The organism is Enterobacter sp. EGD-HP1 (assembly GCF_000733275.2).
Lineage (GTDB): Bacteria > Pseudomonadota > Gammaproteobacteria > Enterobacterales > Enterobacteriaceae > Enterobacter.
Genome location: NZ_AVOP01000012.1, coordinates 306,227 through 327,171 on the forward strand (window position 1 = coordinate 306,227; position 20,945 = coordinate 327,171).

Consider the following 20,945-nt stretch of genomic DNA (forward strand, 5'->3'; position numbering starts at 1 on the left):
GTACCCAATAAAGAGATGTTGGCGTGTCCAGCACGCAATGTGTTAATGATGTAGCCGTGATAAAGAGGTAGCACCTTGTTTAAAGCGTTTGTTTTGTTTTTCGCCCTCTGGGTACCCGTCACTCAGGCAGACTCCGGTTGGCAACCCGTTCAGGAAACGATTCGTAAAAGCGAAAAAGATACCCGTCAATATCAGGCTATTCGTCTTGATAACGGCATGACTGTGCTGCTGGTTTCCGATCCGCAGGCGGTGAAATCCCTTTCGGCATTAGTGGTGCCGGTTGGATCGCTGGAAGATCCTGACGCTCATCCAGGGCTTGCACACTATCTGGAACATATGACGCTGATGGGGTCAAAAAAATACCCGCAGCCAGATAGCCTGTCCGAATTTCTGAAAATGCATGGCGGCAGCCACAATGCCAGCACGGCACCGTACCGCACGGCCTTTTATCTTGAAGTCGAAAATGATGCGCTGGAAGGCGCGGTCGATCGCCTTGCTGATTCCATCGCCGCCCCCTTGCTGGATAAAAAGTATGCCGATCGTGAACGCAATGCGGTGAATGCCGAGCTGACCATGGCCCGCACGCGAGACGGTATGCGCATGGCACAGGTCAGCGCTGAAACCATCAACCCTGCGCACCCGGGGTCGCGTTTCTCCGGCGGTAACCTGGAGACGTTAAGCGACAAACCGAACAGCCCGGTGCTTGATGCCCTGCACGCGTTTCGCGATAAATACTACTCCGCCAACCTGATGAAAGCGGTCATCTACAGCAATAAACCGTTGCCTGAACTGGCCGGCATGGCGGCTAAAACGTTTGGTCGGGTGCCGAATAAAAATATCGACCTGCCGCAGATAGACGTACCGGTGGTCACGGACGCGCAAAAAGGGATCGTTATCCACTACGTGCCGGCGCTGCCGCGCAAAGTGCTGCGCGTGGAGTTCCGCATTGATAACAACACCGCACAGTTTCGCAGTAAAACCGATGAGCTGGTGACCTACCTGATAGGTAACCGCAGCCCGGGTACACTTTCTGACTGGCTGCAAAAACAGGGGCTGGTGGAAGGTATTCGCGCCGATTCCGATCCAGTTGTAAACGGCAATAGCGGCGTGCTGGCGATCTCCGCCACCCTCACCGACAAAGGGCTGGCAAACCGTGATGAAGTGGTGGCGGCGATCTTCAGCTACCTCTCTTTGCTGCGAGAGAAAGGCGTCGATAAGCGCTACTTTGATGAACTCGCCCACGTGCTGGATCTCGATTTCCGTTACCCGTCCATTACCCGCGACATGGATTACGTTGAGTGGCTGGCGGATACCATGATCCGCGTGCCGGTGGAACACACCCTCGACGCGGTCAATATTGCCGACCGGTATGACGCCGAGGCGGTAAAAGCCCGCCTGGCGATGATGACGCCGGAGAATGCCCGCATCTGGTACATCAGCCCGAATGAACCGCATAACAAGACGGCGTATTTTGTCGATGCCCCTTATCAGGTAGACAAAATCAGCGCGCAGACCTTCGCCGACTGGCAGAAAAAGGCCGGGGAGATTGCGTTGAAGCTGCCGGAGCTGAACCCCTATATTCCGGATGACTTTTCGCTGATCAAAACGACTAAAGATTACCCGCACCCGGCGCTGATCGTTGATGAGCCAACGCTGCGCGTGGTGTATACCCCAAGCCGCTATTTCGCAAGCGAGCCAAAGGCCGATGTCAGCGTGGTGCTGCGTAACCCGAAAGCGATGAACAGCGCCAAAAATCAGGTGATGTTCGCCCTCAATGACTATCTCGCCGGGATTGCGCTCGATCAGCTTAGCAACCAGGCGGCCGTGGGCGGCATCAGCTTCTCCACCAACGCCAACAACGGTTTGATGCTCAATGCAAACGGCTATACCCAGCGTTTGCCTCAGCTGTTCCAGGCACTGCTCGAAGGGTATTTCAGCTACACGCCGACGGAAGAGCAGCTTGAGCAGGCCAAATCGTGGTATGCGCAGATGATGGATTCTGCGGAGAAGGGCAAAGCTTACGATCTGGCGCTTATGCCAGCGCAAATGCTGTCGCAAGTTCCTTATTTCCAGCGAGAAGACCGCCGCGCGCTATTGCCTTCGATCACCTTAAAAGACGTGCTGGCTTACCGTGACGCGCTGAAAACCAACACGCGCCCGGAGTTTCTGATCGTCGGCAACATGAGTGAGGATCAGGCCAAAACGCTGGCGGAGAATGTACGTACTCAGCTCGGTTCGAAAGGCGACGAGTGGTGCCGCAACCAGGACGTGCTGGTTGAGAAAAAACAGAATGTGATTTTTGAAAAGGCGGGTAACAGCACGGATTCCGCGCTGGCCGCGGTATTTGTGCCAACGGGCTATGATGAATTCGCCAGCTCGGCGCAGAGTGCCGTGCTGGGGCAAATTATTCAGCCGTGGTTCTACAACCAGTTGCGTACAGAAGAGCAGCTTGGCTACGCGGTATTTGCCTTCTCCATGAACGTAGGTCGACAGTGGGGGCTGGGTTTCCTGCTGCAAAGCAGCGACAAACAGCCGGCGTATCTCTGGCAGCGTTACCAGGCCTTCTTCCCGCAGGTGGAAGCAAAACTGCGCGCCATGAAGCCGGAAGAGTTTGCGCAAATCCAGCAGGCCGTCATCGCGCAGGTGATGCAGCCGCCGCAGACGCTCGGTGAAGAAGCCTCGCAGCTGAGCAAAGATTTCGATCGCGGTAATCTGAAATTTGATTCGCGTGATAAAGTAGTGGCCGAGATAAAACAGCTGACGCCGCAGAAGGTTGCCGACTTCTTCCACCAGGCGGTCATTAAGCCGCAGGGTATCACCATCCTGTCTCAGGTTTCCGGTAGCCAGAACGGGAAAACGGAGTACGTGAACCCGAAAGGCTGGAAAGTCTGGAAGAGCGTCAGCGCGCTGCAGCAATCTATGCCCTGGAGTAAGAAAGAATGACCGATACCGCTGAGTCCCTTGATCCCTTACGTTTACCTCTGCAGGGTGAGCGATTGATTGAAGCCTCAGCGGGAACGGGAAAAACCTTCACCATCGCCGCCCTCTATCTGCGTCTGCTGCTGGGGCTTGGCGGCAACGCCGCTTTTCCACGCCCCTTGAGCGTGGAAGAGCTGCTGGTGGTGACCTTCACCGAGGCTGCCACCGCTGAGCTGCGGGGCCGTATTCGTACCAATATCCACGAGCTGCGCATCGCCTGTCTGCGTCAGAGCACGGATAACCCTCTCTACGCGAGCCTTCTGGAAGAGATTGCCGATAAGCAACAGGCAGCCCAGTGGCTGCTCCTCGCCGAACGGCAGATGGATGAAGCGTCCGTCTTCACCATTCACGGTTTTTGCCAGCGCATGCTGAGCCTCAATGCGTTTGAATCCGGCATGCTGTTTGAACAGCAGCTTATTGAAGATGAATCCGTGCTTCGCTATCAGGCCTGCGCGGATTTCTGGCGTCGCCACTGTTACCCGTTACCGCGCGATATCGCCGAAGCGGTACATGCGTTGTGGAAGGGCCCGGAGGCGCTGCTGCGCGCTATCGATCGTTATCTGCAGGGGGAAGCGCCGGTCATTAAATCCCCGCCGCCTGCGGATGAAACCCTGGCCTCACGGCATGAAAAAATCATCGCGAAAATTGTCGACATCAAGCAAAAATGGATTGAGTCCGTTGGCGAGATTGACGCAATTATCGAAAATTCCGGGATTGACCGACGCAAGTTTAACCGTGGCAATCAGGGTAAATGGATCGACAAGATCGGCGCCTGGGCGCAGGAAGAGACGCGAGGCTATCAGCTCCCGGACGCGCTGGAGAAATTTTCCCGGCGTTTTCTGGTTGAGCGAACCAAAGCCGACGGCATCGTGCCTGAGCATCCCCTGTTTGTGGCGATTGAAACCCTGCTGGCTGAGCCCTTAACGCTCAACGATCTGATGATCACTCGCGCGATGACGGAAATTCGCGACGCCGTCGCGCGTGAAAAACGCCGCCGGGGTGAGCTGGGGTTCGACGACATGCTGAGCCGCCTCGATGCGGCGCTGTGCAGTGAAAATGGCGAAGCGCTTGCCGCTGCGATTCGAACCCGCTTCCCGGTGGCGATGATTGATGAATTTCAGGATACCGACCCTCAACAATACCGCATTTTCCGCCGTATCTGGCGCCAGCAGCCCGGCACCGCGCTGTTGTTAATCGGCGATCCGAAACAGGCCATTTACGCCTTCCGCGGTGCGGATATTTTCACCTACATGAAAGCGCGCAGCGAGGTTGACGCGCACTACACGCTGGACACCAACTGGCGCTCCGCTCCCGGCATGGTGGAAAGCGTCAACGCGCTCTTCGGCCGCATGGATACGGCGTTTATGTTCCGGGAGATCCCGTTTCAGCCGGTAAAATTCGCCGGGAAAAATGCCTCGTTGCGCTTCGAGTTCAACGGCGAGACGCAGCCTGCCATGAACTTCTGGCTGCTGGACGGGGAAGGCTACGGCGTTGCCGACTATCAAAATGCCATGGCCCAGCACTGTGCCGCGCAAATCCGCGACTGGCTCAGTGCGGGCGCGCACGGTAAGGCGCTGCTGTGGAAGGGGGATAAACCCACTCCCGTAAAGGCATCTGATATCACGGTGCTGGTGCGCAGCCGTCAGGAGGCCGCGCTCATCCGCGACGCCCTGACGCTACTGAATATTCCGTCCGTCTACCTCTCAAACCGCGACAGCGTCTTTGAAACGCTGGAAGCGCAGGAGATGCTATGGCTGCTGCAGGCCGTGCTGGCTCCGGAGCGGGAAAGCACGCTGCGCAGCGCGCTGGCCAGCGCAATGCTCGGGCTGAACGCGCGGGATATCGATGCGCTCAACAATGACGAAGCCGCATGGGATGCCGTTGTAGAAGAGTTTGTTCGCTACCGCGAAAAATGGCAGAAGCGCGGCGTGATGGCGATGGTGCGCGAGCTCATGGCTCAGCGCCACATTGCGGAGAATATGCTGGCGACAGCGGGCGGCGAGCGTCGGCTGACCGATATTTTACATATCAGCGAACTGCTGCAGGAAGCGGGTACGCAGCTGGAGAGCGAGCACGCTCTCGTGCGCTGGCTGGCGCAGCAGATTGCCGACCCGAACAGTAATTCCTCCAGCCAGCAGATGCGCCTTGAGAGTGATAAACATCTGGTGCAGATTGTCACCATTCACAAATCGAAAGGCCTTGAGTATCCGCTGGTCTGGCTGCCGTTTATTGCCAATTACCGCGTCCAGGATCAGGCCTTTTACCACGATCGCGAATCTTTTGAGGCGGTGCTCGATCTCAGCAACGCGGAGTCCAGCGTTGAGCTGGCGGAGGCCGAACGTCTTGCGGAAGATTTACGCCTGCTCTACGTGGCGTTGACCCGTTCGATCTGGCACTGCAGCCTGGGCGTTGCGCCTCTGTTCCGTCGCCGTGGCGAAAAGACCGGGGAGAGCGATTTTCATCTGAGCGCGCTGGGGCGGCTTATTCAGCACGGCGAACCCAAAGACGCGGCGGGCCTGCGCCAGTGCATTGAATCACTTTGCACAGAGCATATTGCGCTGCATATTCCGTCGCAGCCCGACACTAGCCGCTGGCAGATGCCTGAGCTGCGTGAGCCAGCGCTCCATGCCCGCCAGGTTGTGCGTACCATTGCCGACGACTGGCGCGTCACCAGCTACTCCGGTTTACAGCAGCACGGGCAGAGTATTGCGCAGGATCTGATGCCAAAACTGGACGTGGATGCCGCAGGAGCCGGCAGCGTACCCGCTGAGCCGGCGCTCACGCCGCACCAGTTCCCGCGCGGCGCCTCCCCGGGCACGTTTTTGCACAGCCTGTTTGAAGAACTGGATTTTACCCAGCCGGTTTCCGAAGAGTGGGTGCTAAAGATGTTACAGAGTGGCGGCTACGACGCACAGTGGCAGCCGGTTCTGCGTGACTGGATCCACGCGGTTCTGCACGCGCCGCTTACAACGCAGGGGATCTCGCTGAGTCAGTTGACCGCCAAAGATAAGCAGGTGGAGATGGAGTTTTATCTCCCCATCGCCAGCCCGCTCAGAGCCGAGGCGCTTGATGCGCTGATCCGCGAGTACGATCCGTTATCCGCCGGGTGTCCGCCGCTGAACTTCCGTCAGGTGCAGGGGATGCTCAAAGGCTTTATCGACCTGGTTTTCCGTCACGAAGGGCGCTACTACCTGCTGGATTACAAATCGAACTGGCTGGGTGAAAGCAGCGAAGCCTATACGCAAGACGCGATGGCCTCGGCCATGCAAATGCATCGCTACGATCTGCAGTATCAGCTTTACACCCTGGCGCTGCACCGTTACCTGCGTCATCGCATGGCCGATTACCGCTACGACGCGCATTTTGGCGGCGTCATTTACCTGTTCCTGCGCGGAGTGGATGCTAACGACCCGCGTTCCGGCGTCTTTAGTACGCGTCCGGCTGCGGAACTGATTGAAAAAATGGATAACCTGTTTGCTGCAAGCACGGAGGAGGTGGCATGACGATGCAGGCGCTACTGCTGGACGCGGTTGAACAACGATTACTGCGCCACCTGGATGTGCAGTTCGCCATGATGGTGGCAGGTGAGGAGCCTGCCGTCATGCTTGCCGCCGCCATTCTGAGCAAAGACGCGGGGGAGGGGCACGTGTGTCTGCCGCTGTCGCGCCTGGCGGTGGATGAGAAGATGCCTCCGGCTTTACAGGCGTGTTTCGCGCTGCTGGGTGATGCAGTGGACTGGCAGGCGATATTACTCGGCTCGCCTGCCGTGAGCGGCGCCGATACCGGGACGCCGATGATCCTTGTCGGCGAGCGTTTGTATCTCAACAGGCTGTGGCGTAACGAACTGACGGTAGCGCGCTTCTTCAGCGAGACCAACGCGCCGCTTCCCTGCGATGAAGCACAGCTCCGGCAAACGCTCGATACGCTGTTTACCTCTGACGACGCGACAGACTGGCAGAAGGTGGCGGCAGCCGTGGCCTTAACGCGACGGATTTCGGTGATTTCTGGCGGCCCGGGTACCGGGAAAACGACCACCGTGGCAAAACTGCTTGCCGCGCTGATTCAGCTATCGGGTGAGCAAAAGTGCCGTATTCGCCTGGCGGCCCCCACCGGCAAAGCGGCGGCACGTCTGACGGAGTCGTTAGGCGGCGCGCTGCAAAAGCTGCCGCTAACCGGGGATCAGCTTGCGCTTTTCCCTAATGAAGCCAGCACGCTGCACCGTTTGCTTGGCGCACAGCCGGGTAGCCAGCGTCTGCGCTATCATGCCGGTAACCCCCTGCATCTTGATGTGCTGGTGGTGGATGAAGCGTCGATGATTGACCTGACGATGATGTCGCGTTTGATCGATGCGCTCCCGCCGCACGCGCGGGTTATTTTCCTGGGCGATCGCGACCAGCTTGCCTCCGTTGAGGCGGGGGCCGTATTGGGGGATATCTGCACCTATGCCAGCCTGGGATATACAGCTGAACGCGCGCAGGAGCTGGCCCGTCTCACCGGATGTTCGCTCACGTCTGAAAACCATTCGCTTGCGGGGGCGCTGCGCGACAGCCTGTGTCTGCTGCAAAAAAGCTACCGTTTCGGCAGCGACTCCGGCATCGGCCAGCTTGCGGCAGCGGTGAACCGGGGCGACCGGCGCACCACCACTGCGGTATTTGACGGAACCTATACGGATATTGAGAAAAAATCGCTGCAAAGCGGGGAAGAGTATCAGGCGATGCTGGACGACGCCCTGCAGGGGTACCAGCGCTTTCTGACGGGCGTGCAACAGCAAAATACGCCGGAGCAGGTCATTGCCGCGTTTGGCGAATATCAGTTGCTCTGTGCGTTGAGGGAAGGCCCCTTTGGCGTCCGGGGTCTGAACGACAGGCTGGAACAGCTGCTGGCGCAAAAACGCAAAATTAACCGTACCCCGCACTCCCGATGGTATGAAGGGCGGCCGGTGATGATCTCCCGCAACGACAGCGCGCTGGGGTTGTTTAACGGGGATATCGGGATTGCGCTCGACTGCGGTCAGGGCCTGCGCGTCTGGTTCCAGATGCCGGACGGGAGCGTGAAGTCCTTCCAGCCCAGCCGTTTGCCCGAGCATGAAACCGCCTGGGCGATGACGGTGCATAAATCCCAGGGATCCGAGTTTAACCATGCGGCGCTGATCCTGCCCACGCAGCTTTCACCCGTCATTACCCGCGAGCTGATCTATACCGCCATTACGCGCGCGCGTCAGCGCCTGTCGCTGTATGCCGATGAACGGGTGCTGGTGCAGGCGATCGCCACCCGAACGGAACGTCGAAGCGGGCTGAGCGCAATATTTGAGTCCCTCTGAACGAAAGCCCTCGCCGGACGGTGAGGGCGTCGTATCATCCCAGATCGGCCATCAGCACTTTTGAACGACGCTGATAGTTGTACATCTCTTTCTTCGTTTCCGGCAGGGAATCGATATCCACCGGCGTGAAGCCGCGCTCCTGGAACCAGTGAATGCTGCGCGTCGTCAGGACGAACAGCTTGCTCAGCCCCATCTGGCGCGCCTGTGCCGCCACGCGCTCAAGCAGCATTTCCCCGCGTGAAGAGCTGCGGTAGTCCGGGTGCACCGCCACGCAGGCCATTTCACCAATCTTCTCTTCCGGGAACGGATAGAGCGCGGCGCAGGCGATGGTCAGGTTATCGCGCTGGATAATGGTGAATTTATCGATCTCCATCTCCAGCTGTTCGCGTGAGCGACGCACCAGAATACCCTGCTGTTCCAGCGGGCGGATCAGCTCCAGAATGCCGCCGATGTCGTTAATGGTGGCGCGGCGGATCTGCTCCGCACTCTCCATTACAATCTGGGTACCAATACCGTCGCGGGAGAACAGCTCCTGCAGCAGGGCCCCGTCTTCCTGATAGCTGATCAGGTGGCTGCGGCGCACGCCGCTGCGGCAGGCCTTCACTGCGCCGCGCAGGAAGCGGACGGTGCCGGAGTGGTAATCGCCTTCGGCTTCCAGCGCCTCCACGCGTGCCTGGGCTTCATTCGGGAAAAGTTCCGGCACTATTACCCCTTCATCGTTCACGACACCCTGGGAGGAGCAAAACCCAATCATTTTTTCCGCCTTCAGCTTGATTGCCAGCTGCGTGGCAATCTCTTCTGAGGTCAGGTTAAAGCTTTCACCGGTTACGGAGACCGCCACCGGGCCCATCAGCACGATGGCACCGCTGTCCAGCTGGCGGTGAATGGCTTCTTCATCAATACGACGAATGCGACCGCTGTGGCAGTAATCCACGCCATCGTCCACGCCGAGCGGCTGGGCAATGATAAAGTTGCCGCTCACGACGTTGATATGCGCGCCCTGCAGCGGCGTATTGTTCAGGCTCATCGACAGGCGAGCGGTAATATCCAGTTGCAGCAGACCCGCCGCCTGTTTCACCAGCTCAAGGGTTTTGGCATCGGTAACGCGGGTATGTTTGTGGTAAATCGGCTCGTGGTGGTGAGCGGCCAGGTTGGCATCGATCTGCGGACGCGCGCCATACACCACCACCAGGCGGATCCCGAGGCTGTGCAGCAGGCCAATGTCATTGACGATGCTGGAAAAATTTTCATGCTCAATGGCTTCGCCGCCAAGCATGATGACAAACGTTTTTCCCCGATGGGCGTTGATATAGGGAACAGAATGGCGGAATCCCTGGACCAGTTCGGTTCTACGTTCCTTCACCATGGCACAACCCTTAATGAATGTTTATTCGTAATTTCTGTATTTTTATTCGATTGTGGCCGCGTGTGCAAGCGCAAATTTTCCGCGACCCACAGAAAATGATAAGTAATCCGTGCGTTAGCGTATGATTGTTTACCCTTTTATAGATGACAGTTTATGCGTCATTCGTTAAAGTTTTCGGTCAATCTGGACATTTTGTATATCAGTCAGTGTTCTTGCTCGGGAGAAGCATGTCGGGATCCAATTCAGCAATAAGCCGCCGCCGTTTGTTAAAAGGGGCCGGGGCAATGTGGTTGCTTAGCGTCAGTCAGGTCGGTCTTGCCGCCACGAGTCAGGTGGTGGCGGTGCGCGTCTGGCCGTCGTCGACCTATACGCGCGTGACGGTCGAATCGAATCGCGTGCTGAAATATAAGCAATTTGCCCTCAGCAACCCTGAACGCGTGGTAGTGGATCTTGAAGGCGTTAACCTCAACTCCGTGCTGAAGGGTATGGCGGCGCAGATCCGCGGCGACGATCCGTTTATTAAATCGGCGCGCGTCGGGCAGTTTGATCCGCAAACCGTGCGCATGGTGTTTGAACTGAAGCAGAACGTTAAGCCGCAGCTGTTTGCTCTGGCGCCCGTTGCGACGTTCAAAGAGCGCCTGGTGATGGATCTCTACCCGGCCAATGCGACGGATATTCAGGATCCGCTGCTTGCGCTGCTGGAGGATTACAACAAAGGCGATCTGCAGAGTCAGGTTCCACCTGCGCAAAGCGGCCCGCAGCCGGGCAAAGCAGGGCGCGATCGTCCGATTGTGATCATGCTCGATCCTGGACACGGCGGCGAAGACTCCGGCGCGGTGGGGAAATACCATACGCGTGAAAAAGACGTGGTGTTGCAAATTGCCCGTCGCCTGAAAGCGTTGATTGATAAAGAAGGCAATATGCGCGCCTATATGACGCGCAATGAAGACGTCTTTATTCCGCTGAAGGTCCGGGTGGCGAAAGCGCAGAAGCAGCGCGCCGATTTGTTCGTGTCGATCCATGCGGATGCGTTTACCAGCCGCCAGCCAAGCGGCTCGTCGGTGTTCGCGCTCTCGACCAAAGGCGCGACCAGTACCGCAGCAAGATTCCTGGCTGACAGCCAGAACGCCTCTGACCTGATTGGTGGCGTGAGCAAAAGCGGCGACCGCTACGTCGATCACACTATGTTCGATATGGTGCAGTCGCTGACCATTAACGACAGCCTGAAGTTTGGTAAAGCGGTGCTGGGCAAGCTGGGCAATATTAATAAGCTGCATAAAAACAGCGTTGAACAGGCCGGGTTTGCGGTACTCAAGGCACCGGACATCCCGTCCATTCTGGTAGAAACTGCGTTTATCAGTAACGTTGAAGAGGAACGTAAGCTCAAGACGGCAAAATTCCAGCAGGAGGTTGCGGAGTCGATTCTGGCGGGGATTCGGGCGTATTTCTCTGACGGGGCGACGCTGGCGCGGCGCGGGTAAATCTTTCTGCCGGGTAAACGCCCGGCAAATTCACAAACGACAGATACAAAAAAACACCCTTTAGGGTGTTTATTGTTTTTTAGAAGTGTTGGTTGCGGGGGCCGGATTTGAACCGACGACCTTCGGGTTATGAGCCCGACGAGCTACCAGGCTGCTCCACCCCGCGTCCGTCTTTCTACTCGTGTAGAAACTTACTTCTTCAAATTTGATTGGTTGCGGGGGCCGGATTTGAACCGACGACCTTCGGGTTATGAGCCCGACGAGCTACCAGGCTGCTCCACCCCGCGTCCGTCTTTCTACAGTCGTAGAAGATACTTCATCAAATTTTAATTGGTTGCGGGGGCCGGATTTGAACCGACGACCTTCGGGTTATGAGCCCGACGAGCTACCAGGCTGCTCCACCCCGCGTCCGTGGATGCGCACTATACTCGGATAGGTTTGTGATGCAACCCCTTTTTCACATAAATCATGATTTTGTATGCAAATTGAACGACATGGCTTTGTTTGGACTATTTTTTGCGCAAAATTTGCCAAAGGGCATGCGATCGCATTTCATTAGCCCTGGCGGTTTGTTATCTTCATCACGCGGAAATGGGCAACTTAAAGACGAGATATAATGAAAGGACGTTGGGCGAAGTATCTGATGGCGGGCGCAATGGTAGCGATTCTTGCGGCCTGTTCTTCCAAACCGACCGATCGCGGTCAACAGTATAAAGACGGGAAGTTATCCCAGCCTTTCTCTTTAGTTAATCAGCCTGATGCCGTCGGCGCACCGATTAATGCCGGTGATTTCTCCGAGCAGGTCTACCAGATCCGCAACGCGTCGCCGCGTCTGTATAGCTCACAGAACAGTGTTTATAGCGCGGTCCAGGATTGGCTGAAAGCAGGCGGCGATACGCGCAATATGCGCCAGTTTGGTATCGACGCCTGGCAGATGGAAGGGGCCGATAACTACGGCAACGTCCAGTTTACCGGCTATTACACCCCGGTTATCCAGGCACGCCACTCTCGTCAGGGCGAGTTCCAGTATCCTATCTACCGTATGCCGCCAAAACGCGGTCGTCTGCCGTCTCGCGCTGAGATCTACGCCGGTGCGCTGAGCGAAAACTACGTTCTGGCCTACAGTAACTCCCTGATGGATAACTTCATCATGGACGTTCAGGGCAGCGGCTACATTGATTTTGGCGACGGGTCGCCGCTTAACTTCTTCAGCTATTCGGGTAAAAACGGCCACGCCTATCGCAGCATCGGTAAGGTGCTGATCGACCGCGGCGAAGTGAAGAAAGAAGACATGTCGATGCAGGCGATCCGCGAGTGGGGTGAGAAACACAGCGAAGCCGAGGTGCGTGAGCTGCTGGAGCAGAACCCGTCGTTCGTCTTCTTCAAACCGCAAAACTTCGCGCCGGTGAAAGGGGCGAGTGCAGTTCCGCTGATTGGCCGCGCGTCGGTTGCATCGGATCGTTCGATTATACCTGCAGGCACCACGCTGCTGGCTGAGGTTCCCCTGCTGGACAACAACGGCAAGTTCAACGGCCAGTATGAGCTGCGTCTGATGGTGGCGCTGGACGTTGGCGGGGCGATTAAGGGCCAGCACTTCGACATCTATCAGGGGATTGGCCCTGACGCAGGCCATCGCGCGGGCTGGTATAACCACTACGGACGCGTGTGGGTACTGAAGGCGGCGCCGGGTGCTGGAAACGTATTCAGCGGCTGATTGTGGTATTCTGAGCGCAATACGGATTACTGTTCAGGGTGAGGAAAACCTCACCCTTTTTACATCTGAGGTTTTATGTCTGTGGTAATCAGCGACGCCTGGCGCCAGCGTTTTGGCGGTACGGCACGTTTATATGGTGAAAAAGCCCTGCAGCTGTTTGCGGATGCGCATGTCTGCGTCGTGGGCATTGGTGGTGTGGGGTCGTGGGCGGCAGAAGCGCTGGCGAGAACCGGTATTGGCGCAATCACGCTGATTGACATGGATGACGTTTGCGTCACCAATACCAACCGTCAAATTCACGCCCTGCGCGATAGCGTCGGCCTGGCGAAGTCTGAGGTCATGGCGGAGCGTATCCGTTTGATCAACCCGGAGTGCCGCGTGACGGTGATCGACGACTTTGTGACGGCAGATAACGTCGCGGAGTACATGAGCAAAGGCTACAGCTATGTGATTGACGCCATCGACAGCGTGCGGCCAAAAGCGGCGTTAATCGCTTACTGCCGTCGCTACAAGGTGCCGCTGGTCACGACGGGCGGTGCGGGCGGGCAAATCGATCCGACGCAGATCCAGGTGGCCGATCTGGCGAAAACCATTCAGGATCCGCTGGCTGCCAAGCTGCGTGAACGCCTGAAGAGCGACTTTAACGTGGTGAAGAACAGCAAAGGCAAGCTGGGCGTCGACTGCGTGTTCTCGACCGAAGCGCTGGTCTATCCGCAGGCGGATGGGTCAGTCTGCGCAATGAAGAGTACGGCGGAAGGGCCAAAGAGAATGGATTGCGCCTCCGGGTTTGGTGCGGCCACGATGGTGACCGCCTCTTTCGGCTTTGTGGCGGTGTCTCACGCCCTCAGGAAAATGATGGCCAAGGCGGAACGTCAGGCCTGAGCCTGACGTGCGGCATCCAGGACCGCGTCGCTGAGCGCGATCAACCCCTGACCGCGCGAGGCGCTGAGCTGCGCGCGCAGTCCAAGCTCATCAAATAACGCCAGCGGCGAATGTGCCAGCAATTCCGCCGCGCTTTTCCCTTCCACAGCGGTCAACAATACGGCCAGCAGCCCCCTGACGATGCGACCTTCGCTGTCGCCGAAGAAGTGCAGCTTCTCGCCGGAGACGCTCACGCCCAGCCAGACGCGGTTTTCACAGCCTGCGATCTCTTTCGCCTGCGCTTTGAGATCGTCTGAAAGCGCAGGGAGCTGTTTACCCAGCAGGATCAGCTGACGATATTTATCCTCCCACTGCTGGAGCGGGGCGAAGGTCTGTTTTAAGGTCTCTTCTGTGATGACCGTGCCAAACGGATGTCCGGCTAAAGCAGCGCTAGTCATTAATCCACCAGTATTTCAAGGGCGCGGTCAACGGCGGCAACCAGCGCGTCGACATCGCTTTGGGTATTATACGGCGCAAATGAGGCGCGCAGCGTACCGTTAACGCCAAGCGCCGCCAGCAGCGGCTGGGCGCAGTGCTGCCCGGCACGCAGGGCAATGCCGTACCCGGCCAGCAGCGTCACCATGTCGCTATGGTGAACGCCCGCAAAATCAAAGGCGAGCAGGCTTGAATCCTGAACGCGGAACGAACGGAAACCCGGGCGCTTTTTCAGTTCTTCCTCGGCCAGCGTCGCCAGCCCCCGGCTCCAGCTTTCAGCCTGGACAATGTCAGTTTCCGCCAGCCACTCCAGCGCCGCGCTTAAGCCAATCACCCCCGCCACGTTCGGCGTACCGGCCTCCAGACGATAGGGAACGTCCTGAGTTTTGAAGCCATCGAACGACACTTCGGTAATCATTTTGCCGCCACCGAGCCACGGCGTCATTTTTGCCAGCAGTTCTGGCTTACCGTACAACGCCCCAATACCCGTTGGCCCGTAGAGCTTATGTCCTGAGAAGGCATAGAAGTCGATATCAAGCGCCTGCACATCAGCGGGGAAGTGCACCACGCCCTGCGCGCCGTCGACCATCACCACCATCCCGCTGGCATGAGCTATGCGAATGGCCTGAGCCAGGTCCGGACAACCTCCCGTGACGTTCGACATCTGTCCGAGCGCCAGAATGCGGCTGCGGGGAGTCATCAGCTCGGGGAGACGGGCCACGTCGGGCAGAAGGTCCGCACCCAGTGGGAGTTTAACCACGTGTGCACCCGTTTGCTCGGCCACCATCAGCCATGGCACCAGGTTGGCATGATGTTCCGCTTCGCTGACGACGATCTCATCGCCCGGCTGAAGCAGCGGGCGCGCGTAGCACTGGGCCACCATATTGATGGCCTCTGTTGTGCCGCGCGTCCAGACGATGTTTTTCCCGCTTTCGGCATTGATCAGGCGCGCGACCTGATCGCGTGCGGCTTCGTAGCGCGCGGTTAATCGCTGCGCTTCGGCAAACTGGCTGCGATGTACGTTCCCGGCGCTCAGGCTGTAGAACTGCCGCGTGGCTTCAATCACCGCCTGTGGCTTAAGGGCGGTCGCGGCGCTATCCAGGTAAATACCGGCATCGGCCAGGGCCGGAAACTGTGCGCGGAACTGCGCAGGACTGAAAGCGTTCATGGGATTCCTCATTTCAATATAGCGATCGTCGCGCAATTTCAGCGGCAGGGCAAGGAGGTTGATATCTATCAGAATTGTCTGCTTATCCTTACGGCCTCAAAAAAGCAGGTTATGCTAAATAGTGTTAGGCGGATGTTTTAGCCTGTTATAAATCGAGGTTTGAATAGCATTAATTGCTAAAGGAGAATAATCATGAATAAGACAGCTGCAATCATTTCTGCCTGTGCGTTTACTTTTGCCCTGAGCGCCTGTTCTGGTAATAACTACGTGATGCACACCAACGATGGTCGTTCTATCGTTTCGGAAGGGAAACCGACTACCGATAATGATACCGGGATGATTTCGTACAAAGATGCTAACGGGAACAAGCAGCAGATCAACCGCACGGACGTGAAAGAGATGAAAGAGATCGAGCATTAACAGATCGCAGGCGAAAAAAAAGCACCGCAAATTGGCGGTGCTACATTAATCACTATGGACAGACAGGGTAAATGTACAGGAAGTGAAAAATTGGTAGCGTTGCTACCGTGGTCTGAATCGCAGACCAATTGCAAACACAACAACACAACATCACAACCGTAAGCCAAAAGCCCTTCAGAACACGCATTCCGAAAAAAGCTCTTCGTTCCGGCTCAGGAAGTGCCGCCACTATAGGTATTTGCTGGTAGTTCCTCAACGGACAAATTATAATGGCTCAGATAAAAAAAACTAATAGGTTAAACGTTGTTTCCTGTTTGTTAAAATCCGTTAACATCTAAGCCAGATAACCATGTCAAAGCGATTGCCACCCCTCAATGCATTACGTGTTTTTGATGCAGCAGCACGTCACCTGAGCTTTACCCGCGCAGCAGATGAGCTTTTTGTGACACAGGCCGCAGTAAGTCACCAAATCAAGTCTCTGGAGGATTTTCTGGGCCTTAAGCTGTTTCGTCGACGCAACCGTTCGTTGCTGTTGACCGAAGAGGGGCAGAGCTATTTTCAGGATATTAAAGAGATTTTTTCCCAGCTTACGGAAGCCACGCGTAAGCTGCAGGCTCGCAGTGCAAAAGGTGCCCTGACTGTTAGTTTATTGCCCAGTTTTGCCATTCATTGGCTGGTGCCCAGACTCTCAAGCTTTAACTCAGCTTATCCGGGGATCGACGTTCGAATCCAGGCGGTAGATCGTCAGGAGGACAAACTGGCCGATGACGTCGATGTCGCCATTTTTTATGGTCGCGGTAACTGGCCGGGCTTGCGTGTTGAGAAATTATACGCAGAATATCTCCTGCCGGTCTGTTCTCCCCTGCTGTTAACAGGTGAAAAGGCGCTGAAGTCACCCGCTGACCTGGCTCAGCATACGCTTTTACATGATGCCTCTCGCCGCGACTGGCAAACTTATACCCGTCAATTAGGTCTTACACATATAAACGTGCAGCAGGGACCCATCTTTAGCCACAGTGCGATGGTGTTACAGGCTGCCATACACGGGCAGGGCGTGGCGTTGGCGAACAACGTCATGGCGCAGTCCGAAATTGAGGCAGGCCGCCTGGTTTGCCCTTTTAATGATGTACTGGTCAGCAAGAATGCGTTTTATCTGGTTTGTCATGACAGTCAGGCAGAACTGGGTAAAATAGCCGCCTTCCGGCAGTGGATACTGGCGAAAGCGGCAACCGAGCAAGAAAAATTCCGCTTCAGGTATGAGCAATAACGTTTGTGTGCCGGGCACGCATCAATTCAGGACTTAAACATGACCAGCCGATTCATGCTGATTTTTGCCGCGGTGAGTGGCTTTATTTTTGTTGCACTGGGCGCCTTTGGCGCACATGTATTAAGCAAGTCTTTGGGCGCAGTAGAGATGGGGTGGATCCAGACCGGCCTTGAATATCAGGCGTTCCACACGCTGGCTATTTTTGGGCTGGCGGTGGCGATGCAGCGTCGTATCAGTATCTGGTTTTACTGGAGCAGCGTGTTTATGGCGCTGGGTACCGTGTTGTTCAGCGGTAGCCTGTACTGCCTTGCGCTCTCACATCTGCGCCTGTGGGCGTTCGTTACACCTGTCGGCGGCTTCAGCTTCCTGGCGGGTTGGGTATTAATGTTTATCGGAGCTATCCGTCTGAAACGCAAGGGCGTTGTTCATGAATAAGGTTGTTTTATATTGTCGCCCGGGGTTTGAGAAAGAGTGTGCCGCGGAAATTACCGATAAAGCGGCGAAGCGTGAAGTCTTCGGCTTTGCCCGCGTAAAAGAGAACGCGGGCTATGTGGTATTCGAGTGCTATCAGCCTGAAGACGCAGACAAGCTGGCGCGCGAGCTGCCGTTCAGCTCGCTGATCTTCGCTCGCCAGATGTTTGTTGCGGGTGAGCTGCTGAAGGATCTTCCGCCGGAAGACCGCATCACGCCAATTGTCGGCATGCTGCAGGGCGTGGTTGAAAAGGGCGGCGATCTGCGCGTTGAAGTGGCGGATACCAACGAAAGTAAAGAGCTGATGAAGTTCTGCCGTAAGTTCACCGTGCCGCTGCGTGCGGCGCTGCGTGATGCGGGCGTGCTGACGAACTACGAAACGCCAAAGCGTCCGGTGGTGCATATCTTCTTTATCGCACCGGGCTGCTGCTATACGGGCTATTCGTACACTACCAACAACTCTCCCTTCTTTATGGGCATCCCGCGTTTACGCTTTCCGTCCGATGCGCCAAGCCGTTCCACGCTCAAGCTGGAAGAGGCGTTCCACGTCTTTATCCCGGCGGATGAGTGGGATGAGCGTCTGGCAAACGGCATGTACGCCGTCGACCTTGGCGCGTGCCCGGGCGGCTGGACCTATCAGCTGGTGAAACGCAATATGTGGGTATCGTCCGTTGATAACGGCCCAATGGCACAAAGCCTGATGGACACCGGGCAGGTCACCTGGCTGCGTGAAGACGGTTTCCGCTATCGCCCGAACCGTAACAACATCTCGTGGATGGTGTGCGATATGGTTGAGAAGCCGGCAAAAGTGGCCGCGCTGATGGCCTCCTGGCTGGTGAACGGCTGGTGTCGTGAGACCATTTTCAACCTCAAGCTGCCGATGAAAAAGCGCTATGAGGAAGTGTCGCAGAATCTGGCGTACATTCAGGAGCAGATGGATGAACACGGTATTAACGTGGAGATCCAGGCGCGTCAGCTGTATCACGACCGTGAAGAGGTGACGGTTCATATTCGTCGCTGGTGGGCTGCGGTCGGCGGACGTCGCGACGAGCGATAGTGCGTGCTTTGTTTTGCCCGGTGGCGCTGCGCTTACCGGGCCTACAAAACCGTGTAGTGTTTTTAACGTTGTAAACGCAACTGCTGTAAATTCCCGTCCAGCTGTAAATCCGTCTGTAGCGTTGCGATTTCCCGGCAGATAAACGCCATCTCTTTATGCGCCTCCAGCTTCTTGCGCCACTTTTCTGGCACCTCATCCAGACGCGCGTAAATCCCTTCCAGACTCTTAAAATCGGTCAGCAGCTGTGCGGCGCTCTTCGGCCCAATACCGGCGACACCCGGAACCTTAGAACTGCTGATGCCTGCCAGCCCCCAGTAATCCGGCAGTTGCTCAGGCGAGACGCCGAACTCGCTGGCAATAAACGGCGCGTCCAGCCAGCGTTTTTGAAAATAGTCGCGAATGCGGATGGTCGGCGAGAGCAGCTGGCAGTAGCCTTTGTCAGTTGAAACGATAGTGGCCTGATGCCCGGCGCTTGCCACCTTTACGGCCAGAGTGGCCGCGAGATCGTCGGCTTCATTTCCCTGTGCACCCCAGCAGGGGACGCCCCGCTGTTCAAATGCAGCGCGCAGCATGGGCAATTCAGCGTGGAGATCGTCCGGCATCGGTGCGCGTCCGGCTTTGTAGTCCGGCAGACGCTGGTGTCGCCAGCCCGTGTTGCGGGCTTCGTCATCAAATACCGCGACCGCGTGGGTCGGCTCACTGTGGCGGATAAGCTGTTCCAGCGCGTGCAGGCAGGTGTCTTTACAAGGCGTCCCCTGTACCGCATGGATACGGCGGATCAGGTTAAGAGCATCGACGATAAGTAAATGAACGGCCACAGATAATCTCCCTTCTATCTCATGCGTGAAGGGTAACACTGTCAGCAGCGTGAAACTATGAATGGTGGGGAAAACAGGAAGAAGCCTCGCAAAACGAGGCTTCCTGAGGGGCTTAATCGCAGGTCACGATCTTCATCGCCAGGCCGCCGCGAGAGGTTTCGCGGTATTTGGCGTTCATATCTTTACCGGTTTCGTACATGGTTTCGATAACCTTATCGAGACAGACGCGCGGCTCGCTGGTGCGGCGCAGCGCCATACGTGCCGCGTTCACCGCCTTCACGGAGGCAATCGCGTTACGCTCGATGCACGGCACCTGTACCTGCCCGGCAACCGGGTCACAGGTCAGCCCCAGGTTATGTTCCATGCCGATTTCCGCAGCAATGCACACCTGTGTTGGGCTTGCACCCAGCAGTTCGGCCAGACCCGCCGCCGCCATGGAACACGCCACGCCGACTTCACCCTGACAGCCCACTTCCGCACCGGAAATGGACGCGTTCATCTTATACAGCGAACCAATCGCACTGGCGACCAGCAGGTAGCGGGCCAGTGAGTTCGCGTTCACTTCACGAATAAACTTGTCGTAGTACGCCAGCACCGCCGGAACGATACCGCAGGCACCGTTAGTCGGCGCGGTGACCACACGGCCCCCTGCGGCGTTCTCTTCGTTTACCGCCAGTGCGAACATGTTGATCCAGTCTACGACGGCCATCGGGTCCGTTGTCGTTTTGTCGGTGCTCACCAGCATACGGCGCAGCGCTGCAGCACGACGCGGCACGCGAAGCTTGCCCGGCAGAACGCCTTCGGTGGTGATCCCGCGCTCAATACCGCCGCGCATCACTTCCCAGACGTTAGTGAAGTGCTGTTCGAGCTCTTCTTTGCTGTGAAGTGCCAGTTCGTTTTTCATCATCAGGCCGGAGAGGGAAAGGCCCGTCTCCTGGCAGTGACGCTGAAGATCCGCCGCCGTTTTGTACGGATACGGCACCTCGACAGAAGCGTTATCGGTTTGACCAAAGTGGTCTTCGTCGACGATAAAACCACCGCCGATAGAGTAATACGTCTGGCTGTAAACCGCTTTGTCGCCGGCCAGCGCGGTAATGCGCATGCCGTTTTCGTGCAGCGACAGGTTGTCCGCATGGAAATTCATGCAGTGGTCAACCGGGAATTCAACCTCATGCTCACCGTTCGCCAGCAGCAGGCGACCGTGGGTGTTCACATCCTGGATGAAGCCAGGGATCGCATCAATATCAACGGTATCCGGCAGATTTCCCGCCAGGCCCATGATAATGGCGATATCGGTATGGTGGCCTTTCCCGGTCAGGGAAAGCGAGCCGTATACATCGACAACCACGCGGGTAATGTCATGCAAGATGCCGCGTGCAATCAAGTCATCCGTGAACTGCTTACCGGCTTTCATTGGTCCGACGGTGTGAGAGCTGGAAGGACCAATACCGATTTTGAAGATATCGAATACGCTAATCATGATGCGTCCATTGCTTTCAGTCAGAGAGGGAGGAGTGCGCCGTCCGGG

General features: G+C 56.9%; 15 protein-coding genes and 3 tRNA genes. 10 read left to right on the forward strand and 8 right to left on the reverse strand.

Features of this window, described 5'->3' with window-relative positions; translation table 11 throughout:
• Positions 1-75: 75 nt before the first annotated feature.
• From ptrA to recD, 3 genes are read left to right on the forward strand one after another with little or no spacing between them, the layout of a single operon-like run.
• The gene (gene ptrA, locus N037_RS10555) at positions 76-2,943 is read left to right on the forward strand and encodes a pitrilysin (protein ID WP_032640749.1); all 2,868 of its coding nucleotides are present in this window, start codon (positions 76-78) and stop codon (positions 2,941-2,943) included.
• Positions 2,940-6,482, forward strand: a complete 3,543-nt coding sequence (gene recB, locus N037_RS10560) for an exodeoxyribonuclease V subunit beta (protein ID WP_032640751.1) — start codon at positions 2,940-2,942, stop codon at positions 6,480-6,482. The genes ptrA and recB overlap by 4 nt, the downstream gene beginning before the upstream one ends.
• Complete coding sequence (gene recD, locus N037_RS10565; RefSeq protein WP_032640753.1) at positions 6,479-8,299, forward strand: exodeoxyribonuclease V subunit alpha; 1,821 nt, start codon at positions 6,479-6,481, stop codon at positions 8,297-8,299. The genes recB and recD overlap by 4 nt, the downstream gene beginning before the upstream one ends.
• Before the next feature lie 34 nt (positions 8,300-8,333).
• On the opposite strand, the gene argA is transcribed toward recD, so the two are convergent.
• Positions 8,334-9,665 (reverse strand): amino-acid N-acetyltransferase, encoded by a 1,332-nt coding sequence (gene argA / locus N037_RS10570; RefSeq protein ID WP_014885072.1) that lies wholly within the window; start codon positions 9,663-9,665, stop codon positions 8,334-8,336.
• Positions 9,666-9,892: 227 nt separating this feature from the next.
• Between argA and amiC the strand changes: the two genes are divergently transcribed.
• On the forward strand, positions 9,893-11,146 hold the full coding sequence (gene amiC / locus N037_RS10575) for an N-acetylmuramoyl-L-alanine amidase AmiC (RefSeq protein ID WP_032640755.1): 1,254 nt from the start codon (positions 9,893-9,895) through the stop codon (positions 11,144-11,146).
• An 89-nt stretch (positions 11,147-11,235) separates the two neighbouring features.
• Here the strand turns inward: amiC and N037_RS10580 are convergent.
• The 3 genes from N037_RS10580 to N037_RS10590 all read right to left on the reverse strand — a co-directional run bounded on the left by N037_RS10580 (position 11,236) and on the right by N037_RS10590 (position 11,554).
• Positions 11,236-11,312: transfer RNA gene (locus N037_RS10580), tRNA-Met, on the reverse strand.
• Between the two features lie 44 nt (positions 11,313-11,356).
• Positions 11,357-11,433 (reverse strand) — tRNA-Met (locus N037_RS10585).
• Between the two features lie 44 nt (positions 11,434-11,477).
• Positions 11,478-11,554, reverse strand: a tRNA-Met gene (locus tag N037_RS10590).
• 208 nt (positions 11,555-11,762) lie between these two features.
• On the opposite strand from N037_RS10590, the gene mltA reads away from it, so the two are divergent.
• Both mltA and tcdA read left to right on the forward strand, forming a co-directional pair.
• Positions 11,763-12,860 (forward strand): murein transglycosylase A, encoded by a 1,098-nt coding sequence (mltA, locus tag N037_RS10595; protein ID WP_023333261.1) that lies wholly within the window; start codon positions 11,763-11,765, stop codon positions 12,858-12,860.
• Positions 12,861-12,935: 75 nt separating this feature from the next.
• Positions 12,936-13,742: a tRNA cyclic N6-threonylcarbamoyladenosine(37) synthase TcdA gene (gene tcdA, locus N037_RS10600; protein ID WP_023333260.1), complete on the forward strand. Its 807-nt coding sequence runs from the start codon at positions 12,936-12,938 to the stop codon at positions 13,740-13,742.
• Here tcdA and csdE read toward each other — a convergent pair.
• A complete protein-coding gene (gene csdE, locus N037_RS10605) occupies positions 13,733-14,179 on the reverse strand; it encodes a cysteine desulfurase sulfur acceptor subunit CsdE (protein ID WP_023333259.1) in 447 nt (148 codons plus the stop codon). The genes tcdA and csdE overlap by 10 nt on opposite strands.
• Positions 14,179-15,384 (reverse strand): cysteine desulfurase CsdA, encoded by a 1,206-nt coding sequence (gene csdA, locus N037_RS10610; protein WP_032640757.1) that lies wholly within the window; start codon positions 15,382-15,384, stop codon positions 14,179-14,181. The genes csdE and csdA overlap by 1 nt, the downstream gene beginning before the upstream one ends.
• Positions 15,385-15,576: 192 nt before the next feature.
• Here csdA and N037_RS10615 point away from each other — a divergent pair, with 192 nt between their 5' ends.
• The 4 genes from N037_RS10615 (at position 15,577) to rlmM (ending at position 18,599) form a co-directional block, all read left to right on the forward strand.
• Entirely contained in the window at positions 15,577-15,804 is a 228-nt protein-coding gene (locus tag N037_RS10615) for a YgdI/YgdR family lipoprotein (protein ID WP_008499648.1), read from the forward strand.
• A 349-nt stretch (positions 15,805-16,153) separates the two neighbouring features.
• Entirely contained in the window at positions 16,154-17,071 is a 918-nt protein-coding gene (gcvA, locus tag N037_RS10620; RefSeq protein WP_023309032.1) for a glycine cleavage system transcriptional regulator GcvA, read from the forward strand.
• Positions 17,072-17,110: 39 nt separating this feature from the next.
• Positions 17,111-17,506, forward strand: a complete 396-nt coding sequence (locus tag N037_RS10625; RefSeq protein ID WP_023309031.1) for a DUF423 domain-containing protein — start codon at positions 17,111-17,113, stop codon at positions 17,504-17,506.
• Positions 17,499-18,599 carry a 23S rRNA (cytidine(2498)-2'-O)-methyltransferase RlmM gene (rlmM, locus tag N037_RS10630; protein WP_023309030.1) on the forward strand — a complete coding sequence of 367 codons (1,101 nt, stop codon included), beginning with the start codon at positions 17,499-17,501 and terminating at the stop codon, positions 18,597-18,599. Before N037_RS10625 ends, rlmM begins: the two co-directional genes overlap by 8 nt.
• A 62-nt stretch (positions 18,600-18,661) precedes the next feature.
• Here the strand turns inward: rlmM and xni are convergent, their stop codons facing one another.
• Positions 18,662-19,417, reverse strand: a complete 756-nt coding sequence (gene xni, locus N037_RS10635) for a flap endonuclease Xni (RefSeq protein ID WP_023333256.1) — start codon at positions 19,415-19,417, stop codon at positions 18,662-18,664.
• 112 nt (positions 19,418-19,529) lie between these two features.
• Complete coding sequence (gene sdaB / locus N037_RS10640) at positions 19,530-20,897, reverse strand: L-serine ammonia-lyase II (RefSeq protein ID WP_023333255.1); 1,368 nt, start codon at positions 20,895-20,897, stop codon at positions 19,530-19,532.
• Between the last annotated feature and the right edge of the window lie 48 nt (positions 20,898-20,945).